General features: G+C 43.2%; 12 protein-coding genes. 10 read left to right on the top strand and 2 right to left on the bottom strand.

Annotated elements, in window-relative coordinates:
* The first annotated feature begins 56 nt into the window (after positions 1-56).
* The 3 genes from ACMXYO_RS11330 (at position 57) to ACMXYO_RS11320 (ending at position 3,035) form a co-directional block, all read left to right on the top strand.
* Entirely contained in the window at positions 57-764 is a 708-nt protein-coding gene (locus tag ACMXYO_RS11330) for a DUF445 domain-containing protein (RefSeq protein WP_415885221.1), read from the top strand.
* 95 nt (positions 765-859) lie between these two features.
* On the top strand, positions 860-2,293 hold the full coding sequence (locus ACMXYO_RS11325) for an aldehyde dehydrogenase family protein (protein WP_415885220.1): 1,434 nt from the start codon (positions 860-862) through the stop codon (positions 2,291-2,293).
* Between the two features lie 61 nt (positions 2,294-2,354).
* Complete coding sequence (locus tag ACMXYO_RS11320) at positions 2,355-3,035, top strand: tRNA (adenine(22)-N(1))-methyltransferase TrmK (RefSeq protein ID WP_415885219.1); 681 nt, start codon at positions 2,355-2,357, stop codon at positions 3,033-3,035.
* Between the two features lie 63 nt (positions 3,036-3,098).
* Here the strand turns inward: ACMXYO_RS11320 and pyrC are convergent, their stop codons facing one another.
* Entirely contained in the window at positions 3,099-4,127 is a 1,029-nt protein-coding gene (gene pyrC, locus ACMXYO_RS11315) for a dihydroorotase (RefSeq protein WP_415885218.1), read from the bottom strand.
* A 254-nt stretch (positions 4,128-4,381) separates the two neighbouring features.
* Between pyrC and ACMXYO_RS11310 the strand changes: the two genes are divergently transcribed.
* Positions 4,382-6,322 carry a diguanylate cyclase domain-containing protein gene (locus tag ACMXYO_RS11310; protein WP_415885217.1) on the top strand — a complete coding sequence of 647 codons (1,941 nt, stop codon included), beginning with the start codon at positions 4,382-4,384 and terminating at the stop codon, positions 6,320-6,322.
* A 53-nt stretch (positions 6,323-6,375) separates the two neighbouring features.
* Here ACMXYO_RS11310 and ACMXYO_RS11305 read toward each other — a convergent pair whose 3' ends face one another.
* Positions 6,376-6,702 (bottom strand): hypothetical protein, encoded by a 327-nt coding sequence (locus tag ACMXYO_RS11305; RefSeq protein ID WP_415881756.1) that lies wholly within the window; start codon positions 6,700-6,702, stop codon positions 6,376-6,378.
* A gap of 186 nt (positions 6,703-6,888) precedes the next feature.
* On the opposite strand from ACMXYO_RS11305, the gene ACMXYO_RS11300 reads away from it, so the two are divergent.
* From ACMXYO_RS11300 to ACMXYO_RS11275, 6 genes are all read left to right on the top strand, one after another.
* Complete coding sequence (locus ACMXYO_RS11300) at positions 6,889-9,708, top strand: EAL domain-containing protein (protein WP_415885216.1); 2,820 nt, start codon at positions 6,889-6,891, stop codon at positions 9,706-9,708.
* 84 nt (positions 9,709-9,792) lie between these two features.
* Positions 9,793-11,811, top strand: a complete 2,019-nt coding sequence (dnaX, locus tag ACMXYO_RS11295; RefSeq protein ID WP_415885215.1) for a DNA polymerase III subunit gamma/tau — start codon at positions 9,793-9,795, stop codon at positions 11,809-11,811.
* Positions 11,812-11,823: 12 nt separating this feature from the next.
* On the top strand, positions 11,824-12,150 hold the full coding sequence (locus tag ACMXYO_RS11290) for a YbaB/EbfC family nucleoid-associated protein (RefSeq protein WP_415885214.1): 327 nt from the start codon (positions 11,824-11,826) through the stop codon (positions 12,148-12,150).
* A 3-nt stretch (positions 12,151-12,153) separates the two neighbouring features.
* Entirely contained in the window at positions 12,154-12,753 is a 600-nt protein-coding gene (gene recR, locus ACMXYO_RS11285) for a recombination mediator RecR (RefSeq protein WP_415885213.1), read from the top strand.
* A gap of 15 nt (positions 12,754-12,768) precedes the next feature.
* Complete coding sequence (rnd, locus tag ACMXYO_RS11280; RefSeq protein WP_415885212.1) at positions 12,769-13,953, top strand: ribonuclease D; 1,185 nt, start codon at positions 12,769-12,771, stop codon at positions 13,951-13,953.
* 3 nt (positions 13,954-13,956) lie between these two features.
* The gene (locus ACMXYO_RS11275; protein WP_415885211.1) at positions 13,957-14,244 is read left to right on the top strand and encodes a YcgL domain-containing protein; all 288 of its coding nucleotides are present in this window, start codon (positions 13,957-13,959) and stop codon (positions 14,242-14,244) included.
* Positions 14,245-14,274: the final 30 nt, after the last annotated feature.

The following is a 14,274-nucleotide window of genomic DNA, read 5'->3' as shown; positions in this document are numbered from 1 at the left end:
AACCGCTCCTTAGCCCTATATGATCGCCAAAAAAATATTTCTTGAGATGAATACCGATGAATAAAAGCCTTCTAACGAATCTGCTTGCCTTTATTGCATTTGCGGCGGGTCTGATTACAGATGATCGTGTGTTATTGACCGTTGGCTTGTTTGCTCTATCTGGTGCGCTAACCAATTGGTTAGCTGTACATATGTTGTTTGAGAAAGTTCCAGGGCTGTATGGCTCAGGAGTGATCCCTGCGCGTTTCCAAGATTTTAAGCGCGGTATCAAAACTTTAATGATGGAGCAGTTTTTTACTGAAGAGAATATTGAGCGTTTTCTAAGTGCTGATAATGGTAAACAGCCTGATCTACATTTAGCGCCGGTAATTGAAAAAGTCGATTTCGCACCGACTTTTGATTCGCTTATCGAGGTTATCCAAAACTCTCCATTTGGGGGCATGCTCGCCATGGTGGGTGGTACCGATGCGCTTGAGCCTTTAAGAGAGCCTTTTGTGGAAAAAATGAAAAGCTCAATTGAAGAGATGACACGTGATGAAAACTTTATCACTTTATTAAAAGACGAACTTGAAAGCCCTGATGTTATGGCTGAGATGCAAGAAAAGGTTGAAGTCATTGTTCAGCAACGATTAGATGAACTAACGCCTAGTTTGGTCAAAGAGATTGTACAGCAGATGATTCGCGAACATTTAGGTTGGCTGGTTGTCTGGGGTGGTGTCTTTGGTGGTTTGATCGGTTTTATCGCAGCGATTATCGGTGTGTAATGCTTCTATGAGAAAAGCCGCAAACGCGGCTTTTTTTGTGCCTGCTTCGGCATGAATGGTCTATGTTTGAGAGACGATAGAAAGGATCGAGAGATATGAATGATTTAAAAAAATTCTATATTAATGGTGAATGGATTAAGTCATCTGGCAATGACGTCTTGGATGTTTTTAATCCGGCGACCAATGAGGTTGTCTCTCAAATTAGCCTTGGTAATAATGATGATGTCGATCTCGCTGTTGAAGCAGCTGTTGCTGCCTTTCCATCTTTCTCGCAAACCTCCAAAGAAGAGAGAGTCGCGCTTTTACAGCGTATTATTACTGAATATGAAAAGCGTGCCGAAGCACTTGTCGAGGCGACTACTGAAGAGATGGGCGCGCCATTAGGCTTATCGCGCCAAGCTCAAGTGCCGGCTGGGTTAGGGCATTTTAAGGCGGCTTTAAGTCTGCTTAAAAATCATGATTTTACTGAGGTTATTGGGTCGACCCGTATCGTTAAAGAACCGATTGGTGTGTGTGGTCTTATTACGCCTTGGAATTGGCCGTTAAATCAAATTACCTGCAAAGTTGCTCCGGCTATTGCAGCAGGTTGTACAGTTGTACTAAAACCTAGTGAGATCGCCCCGCGCACAGCGCATATCTTTGCAGACATTATGCATGCGGCTGGTGTTCCTTCGGGCGTATTCAATTTAATTGATGGTACAGGACCAGCTGTAGGTGCTGCGCTGAGTGCTCACCCTAAGATCGATATGATCTCATTTACGGGATCTACAGAAGCAGGCAAACAAGTCTCTATTGCTGCAGCTGCAAACTTAAAAAAGGTTTCTTTAGAGTTGGGCGGAAAGTCCGCAGCCATTGTTCTGGACGACGCTGATTTCTCTAAAGTGATTCCACGCTGTGTCAGAGCGGTGATGGGGAACTCGGGCCAGTCCTGTAATGCTCAAACACGCTTATTAGTCCCTGAATCACGTTTGAAAGAAACCATTGAAATCGCCAAGAAAACAGCGGATTCAATTATTGTTGGTGATCCGCAATCAGAAGAAACAGTGATGGGGCCGGTGGTATCAAAATTACAATGGCAACGCGTACAAACTCTGATTCAAAAGGGCATGGATGAAGGCGCTGAACTCGTTGCTGGTGGTATTGGTTTACCTGAAGGTTGTTCATTAGGCTGTTATGTAAAGCCGACGGTATTCGCAGGTGTTTCGCCTGATATGAGCATTGCTCAAGAAGAGATATTTGGGCCGGTGGTTAGCATCATGACTTATCGCTCTGAAGAAGAGGCGGTAGCAATCGCTAATGACAGTATTTATGGCCTTTCCGGTGGTGTCTACTCAAGTGATTTGGAACGGGCAAAATCAATAGCCGCTCAGATGAGAACCGGTATGGTTCATCTCAATGGTGCGCCGGTTGATATCAAAGCGCCATTTGGTGGTTATAAACAATCAGGCAACGGTCGAGAGTGGGGACTGTACGGCATCGAAGAGTTTATGGAAACGAAGGCTCTTTTAGGTAGTTTCGACGAAAATTAATTAATAGGCATGATCGATGTTTTTGATGGTTAAAAAGAACGTTCTTTTTCTGGGTATATAAGTGAAGTTATCTAATCGATTGCAGTTGTTATTAGGGATGATTGCAGATCAGTATGAACAGATTTGGGATTGTTGTTGTGATCATGGTTATCTTGGGCAAGCTATTCTCAATACAAGGCCAAAAGCCCAAGTCCATTTTTTGGATGTGGTGCCATCGATAACCACCCAGCTAGAGCAGAAGTTACGACAGAGTGAATTTTCTCAAGATCGATGGGCTGTTCATTGTGGTGATATTCAGCAATTTGTTTTACCTAAGTCTGATAGCTGTTTAAGTGCTCAAGGTCGTAAGTTACTTGTGATTGCAGGGGTTGGGGGGGATCTCACATTAGATATGGTTTCTGCTGTATTGCATAACAATCCTGATAGCGACATAGATTTTCTGATTTGCCCTGTTCGGCAGCTTTATAAAGTGCGTTCTGGGGTGCAGAAATTAGGTCTAGGGTTGGTTAACGAAGCAATTGTTAAAGATAGCGGTCGCTATTATGAGGCAATCCATATTTCTACATTAAGTCAAAAAGAGGTTCATGTTGTTGGGGAGTTGATGTGGGACCTCACGCAAGAAGGCCATCAAGAATATTTAAGGCAGAATATCAGTCACTATAAACGTATGCAGGCTCAAGGAAACGAGAGCGTTCGTAAAATATTAGCGGAATATATGAAGCTGCAAGAGCTGCCAGCTTAAGAGTTATCTTAGGGAGCGAAGGCGTGCTCCCTAAGATATATAACCTGTTGATTGAATGTCAGGTTATTTTACTTTCCACGCAATTTGTTCGCCTGCGCGAATAGGAACAACATTATCATCACCTAGTGGGTAAGTTGCAGGGACGTCCCAGCTTTCTTTAACCAAGGTGATGGTATCTGCATTACGCGGTAGACCGTAGAAGTCCGGGCCATTCAAACTTGCGAACGCTTCTAGCTTGTCTAGCGCGCCAGCCGCTTCAAATGTTTCAGCGTACAGCTCAATCGCAGCGTGAGCTGTGTAGGAACCTGCACAACCACACGCGGCTTCTTTAGCGTGTTTCATGTGAGGAGCTGAATCGGTACCTAAGAAGAACTTTTTGCTACCGGAAGTAGCTGCTTTGATTAGTGCTTCTTGGTGAATATTACGCTTAAGGATTGGTAAGCAGTAATAATGTGGGCGAATGCCGCCAGCCAACATGTGGTTGCGGTTATAAAGCAGGTGATGGGCAGTAATGGTGGCAGCGACATTTTCCCCAGCGGATTCGACGAACTCGGCGGCATCTTTAGTTGTGATGTGCTCAAGTACGATTTTTAAGTTAGGGAAGTCATTTACAACATCTTTCAAAATAGTTTCGATGAAGATTTTTTCACGATCGAAAATATCAATATCACCATCGGTTACTTCACCATGAATTAAAAGCAGCATACCTGCTCCTTGCATGGCTTCTAGAACAGGGTAAATGTTCTTAACGGATGTCACGCCTGAATCGGAATTTGTGGTAGCGCCTGCAGGGTAAAGTTTTGCTGCGTAAACCTTGCCTGTTTCCTTTGCTGTCTTTATGTCAGCAGGGTCAGTGTTATCTGTTAGATATAACACCATTAAAGGATCGAAGTTGCCTTGTGGCTTTTGATCCATAATGCGTTGGCGGTAGCTAAGCGCTTCTTCAGTGTTAGTTACAGGTGGAACTAGGTTCGGCATGATGATTGCGCGCCCCATATAGCGGCTCACATCACGGACAGTGTCTTTAAGTTGAGCACCATCGCGAAGGTGAATATGCCAATCATCAGGGCGTGTAATCGTAAGAGAGGTCATTTGGGCAGTACCACTTATCTATCAGGTTAAAACTTATCTTTTAATTATCCCACGGTTTTCTCTGAAAAGCTTTTAAACCTTATAAACAATTCGATTTTTTGGTCTGTACAATTTAGGTTAATTCTTGATGATTAAAGCAACAAAGAAATAAGGGTTTCTAGGTACTAGAGAGTAATTTTACGTTCATTTAGATTGTATTAATATTGAGCGGATTTTCATTCTAATTACTATAAAAAATGCGTTAACGGTTCGCTATGAAGTACAAAACCAAAATAATTTTGGCTGTGATTATTCTCGGTCTAGCCTTCCTTGCTGGGCTGTCTGCGCTGACTTTAAATCTTCTTAAAACCACGACTACCGCAGAAGTTGAGCAAAGAATTCAAATAGTTAACACTTTTTTAGGTGTTACTCTGTTACCTGAATTAAATGCGCTGGATAAGGCTGGTCTGCCTTCTAAAGCAAACGAATTAATGCAGACCCGCTCGTTAGAATATTTACAAATTTATGATCAGGCGGGCTCGCCAATAGTGTCTATGGGTGAGCATGGCCTTACCCATTCTCATAATTTAGCTGTTTTATGGGGGGAGAATGGTGATGTCATTGATCAGCAGCTATTTCTTCGAGGTGATGATGGATCATTATACGAAGTCCACTATGGTCTTCCTTCAGAAAAAACTAATTCCCTAATTCAAGGAGCTAGCTATCAACTACTAGGTTTAGCTTTTTTGGAAGTTCTTCTAATGGTTCTTGGCGCACATTTAGCGCTTAAAGTCATTTCTAAACAGCTTTCCCATCTACGAGAAGCGAGTACACAAATTGCAGCAGGAAATTTTAACTTTCGTGTATCTGAGGAATCCTGTGGAGAGTTGATAGAGACTGCTCAGGCTTTCAATATTATGGGAGCTCGGTTGGAACAATATGAGAAAGATAAAAACGGTGAAAACTTGCACCTTAAGGAACTATCACAAGCTGTAGAACAGAGCCCTGTTGCAGTGGTGATGACGGATAGCGACGGTGTAATTACTTATGCTAATCCATGTTTTTACCGTACTTCCGGTTACAGCAAAGAAGAGGTGATTGGTCAAAACCCGAAATTTTTACAGTCTGGAGAAACAGATAAAGAGGATTACATTGACCTTTGGCAAACCATCACCAGCGGTAAAAGCTGGAAAGGAGAGCTTTGTAATCGTCGTAAAGATGGCAGCATATATTGGGATAAAACTTCAATATCACCAGTTAGTTCTGAAAATGGAGAGGTAACTCACTATATCTCAGTGAAGGAAGATGTAACTGCATATAAGCAGATCGAAGAACGGATGCGTGTTGCCACTACGGTATTTGATGCTGCTTCAGAAGCAATAATGGTTACAGATCTAAATGGGGCTATCACGATGGTGAATCCAGCTTTCTATGAGATTACAGGTTACCAATCGAAAGAGGTGCTAGGGCAAAGCCCACGAGTACTCAACTCCGGCCACCATGATGAATCTTTCTATAAGTCGATGTTTGAAGAGCTGCAAAAAAATAATCGCTGGGAAGGTGAGATCTGGAACCGCAGGAAATCTGGAGAGGTTTATCCACAATGGCAAACCATCGCGATGGTTCGTGATGAAGATGGAGAACCCTTAGAATACATCGCCCTCTTCACGGATATTAGTAAACGTAAAGAGAAAGAAGACGAAATCCGTTTTAGGGCTAATTATGATGCGCTAACCCGTTTGCCAAATCGTAGTTTATTTAATGAGCGATTAACCCAAGTCTTGGTTCAAGCAAAAAGGGAAGGGGCAATACTAGCTTTGCTATATATGGATTTGGATGGTTTTAAAGAGATTAATGATACTCATGGTCATTTGGCAGGTGATAAAGCGCTACAGCAGATTTCACAGCGTTTAACTGAATGTGTAAGAGAATCTGATTGTGTAGCTAGGTTAGGAGGTGATGAGTTTGTTGTTTTCCTATCTGGATTAGAATTTAAATATGATGCGGAAGTGGTTGCTAAGAAAATTATTAATTCTGTGCAGCAACCGTTTGCCTATGAAGATGTGGTTTTGCAGTTGGGCGTGAGTATTGGTATCTCGATCTATCCAGATGATCAATTACCAGAAAAACTTTTTGAGCATGCAGATGCAGCTATGTATGAAGCTAAACGTGCCGGAAAGAATACATTCCGTTATTACAGTATAGATTTTGATTAGAGCGTTAGGAAAGATAGGAGGGGGCGACTGGAGCGCTTGTTTAGCTTAATAAGTTATTCGTCTAACCAGACTGTTCTAACGGGTTCACCAAAGTCATCGTAAATTATCTTTTTGCGAGGTTTCCCTCGTTTAGGCTTAGCTGAGGTTGTAGCTTTGTTCTTGCGGCGGGCATCAATAGTAGCTAATAAACCGTGGACTGGAGTTCGTTCTTGCGGTTTAGCGTGCTCAAAGTTGGATTTATGATGAGTGTAGCGACCGTCCACTAATCCAGACTCCCCCATCTCAACCTGTTTAATTTCCCCTCCTTTTTCCAGAAACCGCGATACCTCAGCATTGAGCTGATCGCGAAGTTCCGCTTTGCTTGGGGATTTCTTAAACATAGTCTTGACCATGGTCTAGGGATTGTATGATTTTAAACCTAAATAGGGGTGCTTGCGAGGATAGTTTTAGCTTATCCTTATTTATAATTACTCATTATGTTGTAAATAAGGTTATGACTTGCTGACTAGGGAATATCTAGTGAGCTATGTTAAGCCGGTAAGTATACAGATAACAAAAGCTTTCTTATGCGACTATCTTTACCGTTACGCTTTTCCATTCCGGTCATTATTGTGTTGGTTACAGCACTGATAATCCCAAGCTGTCTTTTCTTTGTAGCCCCGATTATTGAGAGGCAGCATCAGACTTTGCTGCAAAATGAAGCACAAAATGTTACTAAGCGGCTTAAAGGTACACTAACTTACTTGTTAGAAAGGGGGGATGCAAATGGTGTAAACAGAGAATTTCGCCAGAACCTTCAGTCAGAGCAGGTGAGTAAAGTATTGGTAGTGGATTCGGCTAACCAAATTCGTTTTTCATCTCATAGTGAAGATCTAGGCAAAACGGTTAGCCGGCGTGTCGATGTACATTTAGATCTTAATACTATTATTCAAGTCCGAGAAAGGCGGTTGCAACAGCATGCCTATTTTGACAAGGAAAATGTTCTTTATTCTTTGATCCCAATAGCTATTCCGGTGTTTGGCTCGCAACAACAAGAGCTAGAGCAAGGGGTTATGATTCTTGCTTTAAGTGATAAAGAAGTGAATGAAGCTATTAGCAAGCAACTCACTGTCTTGGTTACTGCGCTTTCTATTGCCATGTTGTTCTTAGCGCTGATTTTAATGTTTGCTATCAACCGGATGGTGACTTCTCGAGTGCAGCTGTTGGTGTCGGCAAGTAGATCCTTTTCACAAGGTCAAATGACCGCTTTTGATGATCAGATCGGAAATGATGAATTGGGGGCGCTTGGGTCTGCGTTTAGTCAGATGGCAAAGCAGATCTCCTCGATACATGCTCAGCTAGAAGCTAACGTTGATCTGTTAGATGAATTGTTGGAAAACTCGCCATCGATGATCGTGATTCGGGATGTCGAAGGTCAATATCTAAGAGCAAACCCCGCTTATCTAAAATTTGCAGGTTTAACTTCAGTGGATGAGCTAAAAGGTGATGCGGCTGAAAAGGAAATTCCTGCTGACGTGATCCATGCCTCTCGAGAGGGTGATGCACAAGTCGTTCAATCGAAGCAGCATTATAGCTGGGAGTTAACTTACGAGTGCGATAGACAGTATAAGTCCCTATACAGTGAATGTTTTCCTCTGTTTGATGATGGACAGTTATATGCGGTGTGCACGATCACAACTGATATGAGCGATAGAACTGAAAAAGATAAAGCTTTACGTTTGGCCCAATATATTTTTGAAACCACGAATGATGGCATTATTGTCACGGACAAGCATAACCGGATTGTAGAAGCCAATTCAGCATTTGAAAGGGTCACTGGTTACAGTAAAGAAGAGGTGATTGGTCAGGCTCCGAATATCCTTAACTCCCATAAACAACCTACATCGTTCTATGAAGCAATGTGGAAAGAGTTGGAAGAGAGAGGGTTATGGTCTGGGGAAATCTGGAACCGAAAGAAAGATGGCCAAATCTATCCGGAGTGGCTTACGGTCAAAGCAATTAAAGATGAGCGAGATATTGTTACAGGGTACTTTGGTGTATTTACAGATATATCAGAGCAAAAGAAAACTGAGGCATCTCTGCGAAATCTTGCTTACTATGATTCGTTGACTAATCTAGCTAATCGAACGTTTTGCAAAGAGCGTTTAGCCCATGATATGGAGCTCTCCAACAGACATAAAGAATCTTTGGCTTTGGTGTTTATTGACTTGGATTTCTTTAAACATGTGAATGATTCTATGGGCCATGAATATGGTGATCAGCTACTCGTAGAGGCGGCGAATCGAATTAGAGAAAAAGTTCGAAGTTCCGATACGGTTGTTCGTTGGGGAGGGGACGAATTTATCCTCATTCTTCCAGGTATCTTTCAGGCAAATATGGCTTTGGTTATAGCGAACAATGTTCTAGAAGAACTAAAGCGTCCATTCAGGTTAAAAAACAGTGATGTCTTTATTGGGGCCAGTATAGGTATTGCCATGTACCCTCATGACGCCGATAGTGCAGAAACCTTGATTCAGCATGCTGATGCTGCGATGTATAGCGCTAAGAATCGAGGGCGCGACCAAGTATGTTTCTTTGATTCGGAACTGAATCGCAAGAATCTACAACAGATACAAATGAAATCTGATATCCGTGCTGCTATTGATGCTGAATCTTTTGAAATTTATTACCAAGCGAAAGTATGCCTTACCTCAAGAAAAGTGATCGGTTTGGAGGCGTTGCTTCGTTGGACTGATTTTGATGGCAATAGTATTTCCCCTGCAGGGTTTATTCCTGTAGCTGAAAATAGCGGATTGATCCTACCTCTGGGTAATTGGGTATTTTCAACAGTTTGCAAGCAAGTCGATCAGTGGGTGAAACGAGGTTTGTTGCAGGAGGGGGAGCGGGTTTCAATCAACCTGTCTCCACGTCAGCTAGCAAGTCCGGATTTGGTTGGTGAATTGAGTAAACAATTAGATCAATACCCCTTAATTGAAGCTTATTTGAGTGTAGAAATTACCGAAACTGCCGTGATTGAAAATATCGATCGAGTTTTACCCGTTCTTGAAACTATTCGAGATAAAGGTTTAGCAATCGAATTAGATGACTTTGGAAGCGGTTATTCCTCTCTAAACTATCTGCGCCGATTACCTGTGGATGTGTTAAAAGTTGATAAAGCATTCACCGCAGAATTAGGCTTTAACAAGTCAGAAAAAGCTATTATGGCTACGATCATTACTATGGCAAATACCTTGGGTATGAAGGTTGTTGCTGAGGGGGTCGAAACCGATGAGCAGTTAGCAATTTTGACTGAATTGAAGTGTGATATTGCGCAAGGTTTCTATTTCTCTAAGCCGGTTCCAATTACAGAAACAGAAGCAATCCTAGAAAAGGGTTTGAGTCAGTAAGTGAATAAGGTTTCACTGGTACAAGTTGCTCGCAACAGGTAGCATAGAGCCAATATTTTTAGACAATATAAGTAGCAAAAGTAGATGAGTTATCAGGTTCTAGCGCGTAAATGGCGTCCTGCTAAATTTCAGGAGATGGTAGGGCAAGAACACGTGCTTAAAGCACTGGTTAATGCGTTGGATGATGATCGTTTACATCATGCCTATCTCTTTACCGGTACCCGTGGTGTCGGTAAAACATCGATTGCTCGATTGTTTGCCAAATCTCTCAACTGCGAACAGGGCGTGTCTTCAACGCCTTGTGGTCAATGTTCTGCTTGTAAAGAGATCGCCGAAGGGCGTTTTGTTGATCTTATTGAAGTTGATGCGGCTTCGCGCACGAAAGTAGAAGATACGCGTGAATTGATGGAAAACGTGCAATATGCACCGACCCATGGACGCTATAAAGTGTACCTGATAGACGAGGTGCACATGCTTTCTACTCACTCGTTTAACGCGCTACTTAAAACGTTGGAGGAGCCACCTCCGCATGTTAAATTCCTATTAGCAACAACTGATCCTCAGAAGCTGCCGATCACAATTTTATCTCGTTGCTTGCAGTTCAATCTTAAAAACTTGATCCCTGAACGAATCGTGAACCATCTGCGAACAGTTCTGACAGCAGAGCAGATTCAGTTTGAAGAACCTGCATTATGGTTGTTAGCGAGATCTGCAGACGGCTCTATGCGTGATGCGATGAGTTTAACCGATCAGGCGATCGCTTTTGGTGCTGGGCAGATTGGTGAAGCAGATGTTCGCGCTATGCTGGGCACAATTGATCAGCGTTTGGTCTATCAGATGTTGTTCTGCTTAGCGGCATCAGACGCTAAAGGCCTAATGGCGGCAGTGACTGATTTGGCTCAGTTCTCACCTGACTATAATACGGTGTTAGGGGATTTGATCGGTGTATTACACCGTATCGCGATGGCGCAAACGATCCCTGATGCTGTGGATAACAGCATGGGAGATAAAGATCAGATTATTGACCTTGCCGGCAAATTAACGGCCGAAGACGTACAGCTCTATTACCAAGTTGCTTTGATGGGGCGTAAGGACCTTCCTTTCGTTCCTGATCCACGCGAAGGTTTGGAAATGGTATTGCTGAGAATGCTGGCATTTCGTCCTGCTAGTGCTCAGCCGCGCCAAGTTGAGGTCGCATCAAGTTCGCCGCAACAAGTGAGTCAGGCCACTAATACCCCTGTAACTGCGGAAGTGCCGGCACCTGCAGCTGAATCGATTCAACCCGCTCCTGTCGCACAGACTCCAGTTGCTCAAACTGCACCTGCGTCTCAATCTGCGCCAATGCAACCGGCTCCAGCGCACACGTATAGTCAGCCTCCAGCAGTAGAATCTCCACCGCCGTATGAACAGCCATTATCAGATGTACCTCCATTAGGGCAGGCAAGTCCGATGGCGCCAGTGGCGGAGGTAAGCCCTGCAAAAAAGCCTGAAGCGCTAAATAACCAAGGAGATGAACCACCTCCTTGGGATATGGATGATGTAGGTGGTTTTGATGATTCAGAGCCTTCTAATCGTGCAGCGGGAAATTCATATACTGAAATGGAAGCAGTGGCTCCTGTTTCAGAACCAGTGCTACAAGCTGAAGTAACAGAAGAGATAGGTGAGATCTCTAAAACACGTGTTGAGGTTGTAGAGTGTTCGCGTAATTTAGCGGAAGTCTCCTCGCCTGACTGGGTACATATTAGTCGTAGCCTTGGTCTAAGTGGCATGACCGAAAGTTTAGCGACTCATCTCTCTTTGGAACAAATATCGTCTGAATCGATGGTTTTACATTACACCAAAGAGCAGAAGACGATGCTGAACGAAGTACAGTGTCAGCGTATTTCGGATGCATTAAATAGTTACTTTAATAACCCTGTTCAGGTTGAGTTTTTACAAGCTGAACAGCAGCAGGAAACGCCTGCACAATTTATAAATCGTAAACGAGAAGAGCGTCATCTATTAGCTGTCGAATCTATTCGTAACGATAGTACGGTACAATTACTACAAGAGCATTTTGATGCACGGATTGAACTCTCGTCCGTGGTTCCCATCGATAATTAATTGAGGAAAGATATGATGAAAGGCAGTATGGGTAACCTGATGAAACAGGCCCAAAAAATGCAGGAGAACCTGCAAAAAGCACAAGAGCAAATCGCACTTGCAGAGCAAACTGGTGAGTCTGGTGCGGGTCTTGTGAAAGTTGTAATGAACGGTCGTCACGACGTTAAAAGCATCAATATTGATGACAGCTTAATGGAAGAAGATAAAGAAATTTTAGAAGATTTGATCGCAGCAGCTGTTAACGACGCTGTACGCAAAATTGAATCTTACACGCAAGAAAAAATGTCTGAAGTGACCGGTGGTATGGGAATGCCTCCTGGTTTCAATATGCCGTTCTAATCGATGTCTTTCAGTCCATTAATTCAGCAGCTGATAAACGCTTTGCGTTGTTTGCCGGGGGTTGGTCCTAAGTCGGCTCAGCGTATGGCTTTTCATCTGTTAGAACGTGATTCTGAAGGGGCGTTATCTCTGTCGGCTGCGCTTGAAAAAGCGGTTGTTGAAATCGGTCATTGCAGTGAGTGCCGTACCTTATCGGAGCAGGATGTTTGTGATATTTGCCAATCGGAAACGAGAGATAAGCACCTACTTTGTGTTCTTGAGTCTCCAGTAGATGTATTAGCGGTTGAGCAAACGGGCGGCTATAACGGTCGCTATTTTGTTCTCTCTGGGCATCTGTCGCCTATCGATGGTATTGGCCCTGAAGATCTGGGTATTGATCTTCTGTTAGAGAAAGTTAGATCAAATGATATTCGAGAATTGATCTTGGCGACAAACCCTACGGTAGAAGGTGAAGCAACTGCTCACTTCATCGCAGCGCAAGTCAAGGATCTTGACGTAAAGGTTTCTCGGATCGCTCATGGTGTTCCTGTTGGTGGTGAGTTAGAGTTCGTCGATGGTGGTACGTTAGCCCATGCTTTAGCGGGCAGACGTTCTCTGCTTTGAGGTAAGAATCTCCAAATGACAGAATATAGTTGGAAAAAGCTAGAAGTATCTGCAAGAGAGCCTGTCTGGATTCGTTCGGAAGATGTGTTGGTGGAGTGTTGTGATAAATGGCGCAAACTTCCGGTCGTTGCACTAGATACAGAGTTTCAGCGAGTTGAAACGTTTTATCCTATTCCAGGCTTAATTCAGGTTGCTGATGATCAATGCTGCTACTTGATTGATCCATTAGAGATTGAGGATTTCAGTGCTTTGGCTGATTTTTTTGCTGATCGATCAGTTGTAAAGCTGATGCATGCGGCAAATGAGGATCTTGAACTATTTTTGAAGATGTTTGGTGTATTACCAACGCCGTTATTTGATACTCAATTAGGCGGTGCGGTATTGAATTGGGGGTTCTCCTTAGGTCTCCAGAGAATGCTTGAGCAAAAGCTGGATATTAAATTAGCTAAGCATGAGACAACCTCTAATTGGCTTCAGCGTCCTTTAACAGCAAGCCAAGAGTTGTATGCAGCTCTAGATGTTGCATACCTTCCTGCTATTTACCAAATGCAAAAAGCAGAATTGGATGCCTTAGGGCGATATCATTGGGCAGAGCAAGAGAATGATGCTCTTTTGGCAGAGGCGCTGGTGGATGATGTTGAAGGTTATAGTTATTACCGTCGCTTCACTCAAATGTGGAACCTTCCAGAGCACAAAATGGCAGCATTGCGTGACCTAACTGCATGGCGCGAGCAGATTGCGAGAAAGCGAGATGTTCCACGTAATAGAATCCTTAGAAATCAGGCTTTGTTGCAGATAGTTGAAAAATGGCCACGCAGTTTATCTGAGTTATCGCGACTAGATGAAGTGAAAAAACGTATACTTCGTACTGACGGAGAAGCAATTTTAGGCTTTTTAAAGTCTGGACAGGAAAGTGCGGCTAAAAACAGCCCTGCACCTATTCCTAAACCGCTGCACTTCTTTTGGAACAAACATATTAAAAAGCTGAAGGCGATTGCTCGTCGTGTAGCTGAAGAACAAAATGTCGCCCCTGAAATTTTATTGCGAAGAAAAGAGTTAGAACTACTTATTCGTTCAGGGGTTGATGAGGGTGAGTATCGCTTACCTGAAAAAATCACGGCTTGGAGGCAGGAGCTTCTTGCGTCTCAATTGTTAGCCGAATTGCAAAAGATTGAAAAATTAAGAACTGAAGGTGCTTAACCGATGAAAATATGCTCTGTTTACCTGAGCCCGCGTAAAGATGAGATGTATCTTTATGTAGATAAGCGAGATCAACTGAGTAAAGTGCCGGAAGCGCTATTAGAAATGTTTGGTTCGCCAAAGCATGTGATGGATATTCCTTTAACGGCTAATCGTGAGCTGGCTAGGGTTGATACAGAAAAGGTGTTGGCTGATCTAGATGAGAAAGGTTATTTCTTGCAGATGCCACCGCCAAAAGATGATTACATGCTGGATCTTCATAAAGATCGCCCGGAAACTGGTGTTCGCTAAGTGGTAGCTCAAGAAGTATTTTGGCGCAGT

The organism is Neptuniibacter sp. QD37_6 (assembly GCF_047778085.1).
GTDB lineage: Bacteria > Pseudomonadota > Gammaproteobacteria > Pseudomonadales > Balneatricaceae > Neptuniibacter.
Note: the sequence above shows the minus strand (reverse complement) of the source record. Positions and strands in the feature narration are given on the sequence as shown.

Excerpts from the sequence above, each read along its gene's own strand:
- ACMXYO_RS11330 (WP_415885221.1), top strand. The coding sequence starts at position 57 with ATGAATAAAAGCCTTCTAACGAATCTGCTTGCCTTTATTGCATTTGCG.
- ACMXYO_RS11325 (WP_415885220.1), top strand. The coding sequence starts at position 860 with ATGAATGATTTAAAAAAATTCTATATTAATGGTGAATGGATTAAGTCA.
- pyrC (WP_415885218.1), bottom strand. The coding sequence starts at position 4,127 with ATGACCTCTCTTACGATTACACGCCCTGATGATTGGCATATTCACCTT.
- ACMXYO_RS11310 (WP_415885217.1), top strand. The coding sequence starts at position 4,382 with ATGAAGTACAAAACCAAAATAATTTTGGCTGTGATTATTCTCGGTCTA.
- ACMXYO_RS11305 (WP_415881756.1), bottom strand. The coding sequence starts at position 6,702 with ATGTTTAAGAAATCCCCAAGCAAAGCGGAACTTCGCGATCAGCTCAAT.
- ACMXYO_RS11300 (WP_415885216.1), top strand. The coding sequence starts at position 6,889 with ATGCGACTATCTTTACCGTTACGCTTTTCCATTCCGGTCATTATTGTG.
- dnaX (WP_415885215.1), top strand. The coding sequence starts at position 9,793 with ATGAGTTATCAGGTTCTAGCGCGTAAATGGCGTCCTGCTAAATTTCAG.
- ACMXYO_RS11290 (WP_415885214.1), top strand. The coding sequence starts at position 11,824 with ATGATGAAAGGCAGTATGGGTAACCTGATGAAACAGGCCCAAAAAATG.
- recR (WP_415885213.1), top strand. The coding sequence starts at position 12,154 with ATGTCTTTCAGTCCATTAATTCAGCAGCTGATAAACGCTTTGCGTTGT.
- rnd (WP_415885212.1), top strand. The coding sequence starts at position 12,769 with ATGACAGAATATAGTTGGAAAAAGCTAGAAGTATCTGCAAGAGAGCCT.
- ACMXYO_RS11275 (WP_415885211.1), top strand. The coding sequence starts at position 13,957 with ATGAAAATATGCTCTGTTTACCTGAGCCCGCGTAAAGATGAGATGTAT.